The sequence below is a fragment of the Stenotrophomonas sp. Sm6012 genome, from assembly GCF_030985895.1.
GTDB classification, from domain to species: Bacteria; Pseudomonadota; Gammaproteobacteria; order Xanthomonadales; family Xanthomonadaceae; genus Stenotrophomonas; species Stenotrophomonas forensis.
This window is the reverse complement of record NZ_JAPTFX010000169.1, coordinates 1-8,970: the sequence shown is the minus strand read 5'-3', so window position 1 is coordinate 8,970 and position 8,970 is coordinate 1. Positions and strand designations below refer to the sequence as shown.

Here is an 8,970-nt window from a genome sequence, read left to right as displayed (position 1 = left end):
CCACCCACCCGGCCAGCCCCCAGGAAGCAGGGATTCAGCGACCAAGCCACGAGGGGCTGCGCCGTTGGCTGGAAACCTACGGCCACCAGCCATGCCCGAACCGGGCGTAATGATCCGCCGCGCGCTCGAACGGATTGCGCGCGCTCACCCCGCCGCACAGCAGGTACACCGGCAGGTACAGCGGCCCCAGCACCAGATACTGGTAGACGTGTGCGCGCTCGTGGTCGTCCAGCCGGATCAGCGGCTCCACGCCCCACCCGGCCTGATGCGCATAAGTGCGGCAGGACATGCCCAGGTCGTGCCCGGTATGCAGGATCACATTGCCCAGCGTGATCGCCCCGCCCGGCCCCCACGGCCAGTGATCAAAGATGAGCGCACAGTCGCGGGCGCTCCAGCGCAGCGTCGCCCCACCCAGCAGGCCCGCCAGGCCACCGATCAGGCCGATCAGCGTATTGGGCAGCGTCCATACGGCGCCCAGCACCTGCAGCGCGCGCAGCCAGAGTGGCCAAGGCCGGGAGGTGGCGTTCAATCGGCCTCGTTCGGGATCAGCAGCCACAGGATCAGGTAGACCAGGATGCCGGGGAAGGCCGCCGAGCCGATCGAGACCAGCACGAACACGATCCGTACCAGGGTGGCATTCCAGCCGAAGCGATGGGCAATGCCACCCATCACGCCGGCAATCATGCGGTCGTTCAACGAACGCGACAGCGTGCGTGGCGTGGTGTTCATGGTGGCATCTCCTCGGGAACCAGAAAGCGCAGTCGAGCGCGGCTCGACTCTACACCCCGGCCATGTCTACGGCGTGCGTTGGCGCAGGGCCTGCAGGCGAGCGCCGAACCAGGCCGCAGCCATCTGTTCAGGCTGCCCGGGACATTGGATGCGATAGGGCTTGCCGCTCATGCTGCTCTGGCTGGCCGCGCGCTCGATGAACTGCTCGGCGCTGTCGACCACGTCCTTCTTCAGCAGGTAGTCGTACTTGCGCTGCAGGTGCGCGCGCGCATCGCTGCCGTCGTACCAGCTGCCATTGCGCTGGAACCGGCACTGCGAACCGTCGAGGCTGGCGATCAGCTGGGCAATCTCGTGTTGCGCCTGCGGGCCGGGGGCGGCGTGGGCCAGGGGTGCCGCCAGCAGTGCGGCAAGGATCATCGAAATCCGGTACGTCATCATCCCCCCAAGGGCAGTCGAGCAAGCTCGACTCTACAGGTCGCGTGCCTTCAGCCAGCCATCAATGGTGGCCGGCACTTCGCGCTGTGCGCGACCGGACACGTAAATGCCGATATGGCCGCCGCGGAAACTGGACTCGGTGTAGTCCCCGGTGCCCAGACGCCCGCGCATCGCGCGCGACGCATCCGGCGGCACCAGATGGTCCTGCTCGGCGTAGATGTTCAGCACCGGCAGGGTCACCTGCGACAGATCCACCGCCTCCTCGCCGATCCGCACCGTGCCGTTCACCAATCCATTGCCCTGGTAGAACTGCTTGATGAAGTCACGGAACGCTTCGCCTGCCAGATCCGGTGAGTCGAAGATCCACTTTTCCATGCGCAGGAAATCCTCCAGCGCGGCCTTGTCATCGAGGATGTCGAGCAGGCCCACGTACTTCTGCACGTTCAGGCGGAACGGCTTGAGCATCAGGTAGCTGGCATTCATCAGATCGGCGGGGATGTTGCCCAGCGTGTCGACCAGCAGGTCTACGTCCACCTGCCGCGCCCAGTGCGAGAGCATGTTGTCGGCGGTCTGGAAATCGACCGGGGTGACCATGGTGATCAGCTTGCCCAGCTTGTGCCGGCGCAGCGCGGCGTAGCACAGCGCGAACACGCCGCCCTGGCAGATGCCGAGCAGGTCGACCGGTCCACCACTGCGCTGGCGCAGCACGTCCACCGCGCCATCGATATAGCGCAGTAGATAATCCTCCAGGGTCTGGAAGCGCTCGGAGCGGTCCGGGTAGCCCCAGTCCAGCACGTACACGTCCTGGCCCAGCGCCAGCAGCTTCTGCACCAGTGAGCGATCAGCCTGCAGATCGACCATGTACGGCCGGTTGACCAGCGCGTAGACGATCAGCAACGGCGTGCGCCGGGTCGGCGCCTGTTCGCCGACGAAGCGGTACAGCACCACCTTGCCGTCGCGCCAGACTTCCTCGCGGGCGGTCACGCCATAATCCACGTCCTCCACCTGCGGCAGCAGCGTAAGCCCTTCCAGCAGCTTGCGCTGCATGGCCAGGGTTTCCTGCATCAGGTCGTCGGCGTTGAAGCCCAGCGGTCCCTTCATCGGTCACGCGTCCGTGACGAGGTGCGGGCGGCGGCCTTCTTCGCAGGCGCCTTCGTTGCGGGCACTTTCTTTGCAGGCGCCTTGCTGAGGGCTGCCTTGTTGGCAGGTGCGGCCTTCTTCGCAGCCTTGCGCGCGGCCGGCTTCACTTTCGCCGGGGCCGGCTGCGCCACGGGATCCACGGTGGCGGTACCCGCCAGCACCGCCACCTGCGCCTGCAGCCGACGCAGGCTGCGCTCCAGCTCGGCGATGCGGCGGTGCGCGGCGTCCATCTCGCTGCGGGTCGGCAGGCCGATACGCTCACTCATCTGTTCCACCTCGCGCTGCAGGCCGGCGCGCAGGCGCATCTGTGCGTTGCCCAGCGAGGCATACACCTGCTGGAACGGCTCGGACAGGGCGACCTTGGCGTAGGCCTCTTCGGCTACTTCGATCCACAGGTCGAACATCGCGCGGGCGCTGGTCAATTGGCTGCCGGGCTGCTCGTGCTGGGCCAGGCGCTGCTCGAACAACGCGAAGGCCTCGTCCAGCGCCTGCTTGATCTGCTCGACGTAGGCGCGCGAATGCTGCTGGTATTCCTCCTGCGCGCGCAGCAGCGCCTGCCAGCGCGCCTGGTGCTCACGGCCCGGACCAAACGCAGGGCCCTGCAGCCACGGGCCCGCCTGCAGCTGGAACTGCTGCAGCCAGGCGGCGAATTCGGGCACGGCGGCGCCGGCGTGGGTGCTGCCACGAGCGCCCTGCAGCATCCATTGCAGCATGCCATCGCCCTGCCCCTGCACCGCCTCGCGCCAGGCCTGGGCCACGTCGGCGCTGCTGGCGTCGCGGCCGGCGAATCGCGCGGCCACGTCCTGCATGGTGCCGTACCAGCTGCCGGCCTGTTCGCGGAACCGGCGCACCGCGTCTTCCGGCGCGCCCGGCCCCTGTTCGGGCAGCAGTTGGCCCCACCCGTCGAACAGCCGCTGCCAGCTGCCCGGGCCGTCGCCAGCCGGGGCGCCAGGCGTCGCCGCGTGGCGCAGGGCATCTCCCCAGGCGCCGAAGTACTGCCTGGCCAGGGCTTCGAAATCGCTGCTGCCGGCATCGTGGGCCGAGCTGGTCATCGCAGGCCTCCGCAGGGCTGGGTCATGGCTTGGGAATACGCAGGGTCTTGCTGATCATCAGCGACCCGGACAGGGCGAACAGCAGCACCATCGGGTGCAGCTGCCACGGGCCGATCTGCCATTGGCCGAACCAGATTTCCTGGCCGATGGCGCCGGTGCCTGCCGCGATCGCCAGCACGATCACCAGTACCAGGCTGGTCGGGATCGGGGTGCCCTCGAAATACGTCACTTTGCCCTCATCGCCCGTCATTGCCTCGGCAGTGACGTTGTAGCGCGCCAGGCGGCTGACGCCGCAGCAGACGAAGTAGCTCAGCACCAGCCAGTCCCACCCGCCCTGCATGCCGCAGGCATAGGCCAGTGCGGCGGGCGCCACACCGAAGGAGATCACGTCGGACAGCGAATCCAGCTCGCGGCCCAGGGTGGAGCTTGATTTGCGCCAGCGCGCGATGCGCCCGTCCAGCGCGTCGAAAATGAAGGCCAGCGGGATCAGTGCCATGCCGAACATCAGGTAGCCGCGCTCGCCGTCCTGCAGGAAGCGCATTGCGGCGAACACCGCACCGGTGCCGCAGAAAGCATTGGCCAGGGTGAACCAGTCGGCCAGCTGGAATTCGCGCAGCATCGAGAAGTGACGTTTCATGGGGTCTCACGGAGCATCAAGGCCCACAGGTTACCGCGAGCGCCGCCGCTGGCGACAGCACTGGCCGCGCCGGTCCTTCACCGCTCCCTCACCTGTCCTCACTTGCGGTGAATTTTTCGCCACCCATCTTGACAGCCTAGGGGGGTGGCGCCTGTCGCCGCTTATCCACAAAGTTGCCCACGCGTAATCCACACCCCCTGTGGACAACCAGATCTCACTGACTGCGACGCTGGACATTTCCTCATCACCCTGAAGCGGGGTTCCCCTACTTCCCAAGCTGCGAAGGCAGCGCTATGGTCGTCGGCGGACCCCGCCGCCGCCACGTCCAGATTTCCGCGACGGACGATGATGATGCTGGATGCTTCCACCCTGGCCGCACAGCTGCGGCAGCCCCATGGCGACGCCGCGCAGGCGGTGGCCAAATCGATGAACCGCAGCAACGGTGCGCTCAACCGCGCTGCGATCGGTCTGCTGGCGGTAACGTCTGGCGAACGGGTGCTGGAGATCGGCCCCGGCAACGCTGCGTTTGCCCCGCTGCTTCTGCAGGCCAGCGACAGCCGCTACCTGGGCATCGAGCTGTCCACCGCCATGGTCGAGGCCGGCAACCGGCAACTCGCCGCCGCCGGGCTGGCCGAGCGGGGCGGGATGCGCCATGGCGACGCCCATGCCCTGCCGATCGCCGATGCCGCGATGGACGCGGCACTGGCCGTCAACACCCTGTACTTCTGGCCAGACCTGGCGCCGGTGCTGGACGAACTGGCGCGGGTCGTGCGCCGGGGGGGCCGGCTATGCCTGGCCTTCGGCGATGCCGCCTTCATGCGCAGCCTGCCGTTCACCGCCGATTTCCAGCTGCACGAGCTGGATGCAGTGGAGCTGGCGCTGCGTGTCGCCGGGTTCGGCGTTTCTGCCTGGCGCAGCCACCGCGAAACCGCGCCCGGCAACGATGGCCAGGCCCGCGAAAAGCACTTCCATCTGCTGCTGGCGCAGCGGCGCTGACGTGGTAGAGCCGGCAGCCGGCCGGCACTACCGAGTCTGCAGCCGGCGGCGCCAGCGGAAGAAGCAAGCCAACTGCATCACCAGCATCGCCAGCAACCCCAGCGGCCACGCCCACCACAGCCCGGCCAGCCCATGCCGCGCCTGCAACCACATCGCCAACGGCAGCTCGATCAGCAGCACCGCCGACATGCCCAGCAGCGCCGGCAGCAGTACGGTGCCGCTGCCGCGCATCACCCCCACCAGCACCCCGGCAACCCCCATTGCCAGCACGCCCCAGACCACCGTACGCAGCTGCAGGGTGGCCAGCTCGCGCACCTCCGGCGCCGCCAGGATCAGGCCGCTCAGCCAGGGCGCCAATGCCATCGCCAGCATCACCACCGCCGCCAGCAACGTCAGCCCCAGCAGCACGCCGGTGCGGGCGATGGCCGGCAACCGCGCCGCACGCCCCGCGCCCATCGCGTGGGCCGCAAGGATGGTGGCGGTGATGCCCAGCGACATGGCTGGCAACTGCACCCAGCTCATCAACTGGTTGACCGCGCCGTAGGCCGCCGTGGCCGTGTAGCCATAGCGGTTGATCCAGCCCAGCAACACGATCTCGGCAATGGCCAGGCTGAGCATCTGCAGCGAGGACGGTACGCCGATGCGCAGCATCGAGCGGATCAGCCCCCCATCGAAGCGGATGGCGCGCAGCAGATCATGGCCCGGTGCCAGCGGGTGCGCCAGACGATGCCAGCACCACAGCAACCAGACCAGGGCCAGCAGCGAAGCGAACACCGCCGAGACCGCCGCACTGGCCGCCCCCAGCCGCGGCAGGCCGGCCCAACCCAGGATCAGCAGCGGCGTGCACAACAGGCCCACTGTTGTGGCCAGCAGCAGTGCATGCAACGGCGTCTTCGCATCGCCCACCGCACGGCTTACGGCGGTCGCCAGCCACAGCAGGAAGAAGGCCGGCGCCCCCAGCAGCAGCACGCGTGCATAGGCGATGGCCTCGCCCAGGATCGGTGCCGGCGTACCCAGTGCTGCCAGCAGCTGCGGCGCGAAGAGGCCGCCCGCCGCCATCACCAGCACCGACAACGACAGCACCAGCGCCACCGCGCTGCCTGCCACCGCTCGCGCCTGTTGTGGCCGACCGGCGCCCCAGGCCTGGCCGATCAGCACCATCGCACCGGTCGCCAGGCCCATCACCAGCGCCAGCAGCAGGAAGAAGGCCGGGAAGAATGCGGCGGCGGCGGCCACGGCCTGGGTGCCAAGCAGGTGCCCCAGATAGATGTTGTCCAGTGTGCCTGCGGCCAGCTGCAGCGCATTGGTCAGCAGCATCGGAAGCAGCAGGGCCAGATAGGTGCGCCACAGCGGCTGCGCAACCGGTGCAGCAGGAGATGCAGGAGGGTTCATCGGAGTCTCTGGGCAAGGCGCTGCCCTGCCGGGCGTTTCAGCCAGCAAAGAGCGCGCACGAAGGGAACGGGCCGTGGCCCGTGATCAGGTGAAGCGGTCGCTCAGCGAGCGCGGGGTGTTTCAGCCGTCGGCAGTGCCGGCGGGGTCATCGAACGCCAGGCGCAGGGCGTGCGTACGCACGTCCTCGGGCCACGCGTTCAACGCCGCTTGCAGACCCGCGCGGTCATGCGCGAACAGGAGGCGGATGGCGTTCTCGAAGCCCGGCAGGTCGCCGCCGATGGTCTGCAGGAAGTGATAGGCACGCTCGCTGTCCCGACGCTGCCGGTCCCTGTCCGCGCCAGCTCGGCTGGCCGATTCCACCAGTCTGCGCAGCACCACCGATGCCCCACCCGGCTGTTCGGCAAGCCACGCCCAATGGCGCGGCAGCAGTGTCACTTCGCGGGCAACCACGCCCAGCTTGGGTCGACCGCGGCCGCGTGGGGTTGCAGGCGTATCGTCGAACGGGGTTTCCGGATCCGCTTCCACGGCCGGCGGGAACGCCTCGGCCACCCGCGCCAGCAGCTGCGCATCCGTGCCGCGCGTATCGAAATCGCGGGTGCGGCCGGTGGCGTTGTCGAACACCAGCAGCGGACCGGTGGCGTTGTCGGCGCGCAGCTGTTTCAGCGCCAACGCGGCGACTTCCGGGGTACCGGACGCCACCAGGCGATGGCCGTCGAAACAGCTGAACGGAGGAAGTCGAGACGCAGGCATGGCAAGGGCATCGGAGGCGATGCGCAAATATTGCCCGGGTAATTTGCGACTGTCAATATTGCCCGGGTATTAATTGGCCGGAAGAGCGTGCCAACGAAGGTTGGCACCCGCCCGAAAGGTTGGCACCCACCCGATTCGCCGGGTCACAGCCGGCTGAAGGACCACCTCACCATGCGGCCGTCCTTGTACGGCATCACGCCGTGGAACGGGCGCGGGTCGGCATCGAACACCAGCGGCAGGAAATGGCGGTCGCCCTCCCACATGGGCAGCGTGTCCAGCTTGTCCAGGTCCACCCACTCCAGCGTGCCTTCGTGGTTGCCACCGTGCGGAGTGCCTTCGAAGCCATCGATGACGAACACGAAGCCGAGCCAATCCTCGCCGTGCTTGCCGAAGCCGGGCCAGCTGATGGTGCCGCGCAGGCGCATGCCGGTGCAGTCGATGCCGGCCTCCTCCTGGATCTCGCGGCGCATGCTGGCGGCCACGTCCTCGTCCGCTTCGATCTTGCCGCCCAGCCCGTTGTACTTGCCCAGGTGGTGGTCTCCCGGGCGGGTATTGCGGTGGATCATCAGCACCTGGCGACGATCCGGCGAAAGCACGTAGCCCAGGGTGGCGACGATCGGGGTGTACGGCATGGGGCAGCATCCAGCGGCAGGTCAGCCCCGGATTATGGCCGATCAGCGCACCAGCGACAGACGGCGCTCGGCCGGCGTGGGGGTGCCGTCGGGATCGCGACGCAGGGTGGCGACGCCATGGCCGCGCTCGGCCAGGTATTCCAGCCACTTGCCGAGGAAGGTGTTCATCCGCATGCGGTGGCTGATCAGCTCTGCCGGCGGCGGATACAGGCCCATCGTGTCCTGCCAGCGGCGGCCGACGTAGCAGTGGGTGGTCTCGGCCTGGCGCGCGTCGCGGTACAGGCGCACATAGGCCGACGGATCGGGCTCGCCGGTGACCGGGTCGGCCAGGTCGTAGGTCAGGCGCAGTTCCACCGTGTAGCGGTGGCATTCGATCACGTCCAGGCGCACGTCCAGGCCATCACCCACCGAAGAGATGTAGCTGCCCGCAACCAGCTCGGCCGGGGCGAACAGGCGCACCAGGTGGCGGTAGTTTTCCGCGTACAGGCCCATGAGCCAGCTCAGCCGGCTCAGGCGGGGAATGCGTTCGGTGCGGGGCAAGGCTCGGGCCATGGGTCGATCCTACACGTTGGTGCTTCAACGTGGGGGCGCACACGGCCAAGCCAACCCTTGGATAGTGCCGGCCGCTGGCCGGCAGCCCGCCGTCGCGGCCGAGGGTTCATCGACCCGCCGGGCAGCGGCCGGCTCTACCAGACCAGAATCAATACAGTTCGCGCTGCAGCCCCAGCGTGGCCAGCACCTTGCTGGAAATCTCCTCGATCGATGTGTGGGTGGTGCTCAGGGTCGGAATGCGCTCCATCTGGAACATCACTTCGGCCGCGGCGACCTCGCGCTTGCAGGTATCCAGGTTGGCGTAGCGCGAATTCGGGCGCCGTTCCTGGCGGATCTGCTGCAGGCGGTCCGGGTCGATGGTCAACCCGAACAGCTTGCGCCGGTAGTTGCGCAGTCGCGGCGGCAGGCGGTCGCTTTCCAGGTCTTCATCGGTCAGCGGGTAGTTGGCCGCGCGCACGCCGTAATGCAGGGCCAGGTAGATGCAGGTGGGCGTCTTGCCGGCGCGCGACACCGCCACCAGGATCACGTCGGCATCGTCGTAGTTCACCGCGATGCCGTCGTCATGGGTCAGGGCGAAGTTCATCGCGTTGATGCGGCGGTGGTAGGTGTCGAAATCGACCATGCCGTGGGCCTGGCCGACCCGGTTCAGCCGCCA

The 8,970-nt window shown here is 68.1% G+C and carries 12 protein-coding genes; 1 reads left to right on the top strand and 11 read right to left on the bottom strand.

The window, feature by feature from the left end:
* Nucleotides 1–76 precede the first annotated feature (76 nt).
* The 6 genes from O0J73_RS19925 to O0J73_RS19900 form a co-directional block, all read right to left on the bottom strand.
* Nucleotides 77–529: a hypothetical protein gene (locus O0J73_RS19925; protein ID WP_006452006.1), complete on the bottom strand. Its 453-nt coding sequence runs from the start codon at nt 527–529 to the stop codon at nt 77–79.
* Complete coding sequence (locus tag O0J73_RS19920) at nt 526–729, bottom strand: PspC domain-containing protein (protein WP_006452007.1); 204 nt, start codon at nt 727–729, stop codon at nt 526–528. Before O0J73_RS19920 ends, O0J73_RS19925 begins: the two co-directional genes overlap by 4 nt.
* A gap of 66 nt (nt 730–795) precedes the next feature.
* Nucleotides 796–1,164, bottom strand: a complete 369-nt coding sequence (locus tag O0J73_RS19915) for a YfeK family protein (RefSeq protein WP_006452008.1) — start codon at nt 1,162–1,164, stop codon at nt 796–798.
* Between the two features lie 33 nt (nt 1,165–1,197).
* A complete protein-coding gene (gene phaC, locus O0J73_RS19910; protein ID WP_308309456.1) occupies nt 1,198–2,265 on the bottom strand; it encodes a class III poly(R)-hydroxyalkanoic acid synthase subunit PhaC in 1,068 nt (355 codons plus the stop codon).
* Nucleotides 2,262–3,356: a class III poly(R)-hydroxyalkanoic acid synthase subunit PhaE gene (gene phaE / locus O0J73_RS19905; protein ID WP_308309455.1), complete on the bottom strand. Its 1,095-nt coding sequence runs from the start codon at nt 3,354–3,356 to the stop codon at nt 2,262–2,264. Before phaE ends, phaC begins: the two co-directional genes overlap by 4 nt.
* A 22-nt stretch (nt 3,357–3,378) precedes the next feature.
* Nucleotides 3,379–3,993: a phosphatidylcholine/phosphatidylserine synthase gene (locus O0J73_RS19900; protein WP_006452013.1), complete on the bottom strand. Its 615-nt coding sequence runs from the start codon at nt 3,991–3,993 to the stop codon at nt 3,379–3,381.
* Between the two features lie 345 nt (nt 3,994–4,338).
* Here O0J73_RS19900 and O0J73_RS19895 point away from each other — a divergent pair, with 345 nt between their 5' ends.
* Nucleotides 4,339–4,989 (top strand): class I SAM-dependent methyltransferase, encoded by a 651-nt coding sequence (locus O0J73_RS19895; RefSeq protein ID WP_308309454.1) that lies wholly within the window; start codon nt 4,339–4,341, stop codon nt 4,987–4,989.
* A gap of 27 nt (nt 4,990–5,016) precedes the next feature.
* On the opposite strand, the gene O0J73_RS19890 is transcribed toward O0J73_RS19895, so the two are convergent.
* The 5 genes from O0J73_RS19890 to O0J73_RS19870 all read right to left on the bottom strand — a co-directional run.
* The gene (locus O0J73_RS19890; protein WP_308309453.1) at nt 5,017–6,381 is read right to left on the bottom strand and encodes an MATE family efflux transporter; all 1,365 of its coding nucleotides are present in this window, start codon (nt 6,379–6,381) and stop codon (nt 5,017–5,019) included.
* A 120-nt stretch (nt 6,382–6,501) separates the two neighbouring features.
* Nucleotides 6,502–7,131, bottom strand: coding sequence for a DUF2239 family protein (locus tag O0J73_RS19885; protein ID WP_197565024.1), 630 nt, complete (start codon nt 7,129–7,131; stop codon nt 6,502–6,504).
* A gap of 143 nt (nt 7,132–7,274) precedes the next feature.
* On the bottom strand, nt 7,275–7,763 hold the full coding sequence (locus tag O0J73_RS19880; RefSeq protein ID WP_006452034.1) for an 8-oxo-dGTP diphosphatase: 489 nt from the start codon (nt 7,761–7,763) through the stop codon (nt 7,275–7,277).
* 42 nt (nt 7,764–7,805) lie between these two features.
* Entirely contained in the window at nt 7,806–8,315 is a 510-nt protein-coding gene (locus tag O0J73_RS19875) for a DUF1249 domain-containing protein (protein ID WP_006452035.1), read from the bottom strand.
* Nucleotides 8,316–8,463: 148 nt separating this feature from the next.
* The coding region (locus O0J73_RS19870; RefSeq protein ID WP_308309450.1) for a kinase/pyrophosphorylase at nt 8,464–8,970 on the bottom strand (507 nt) is incomplete at its 5' end.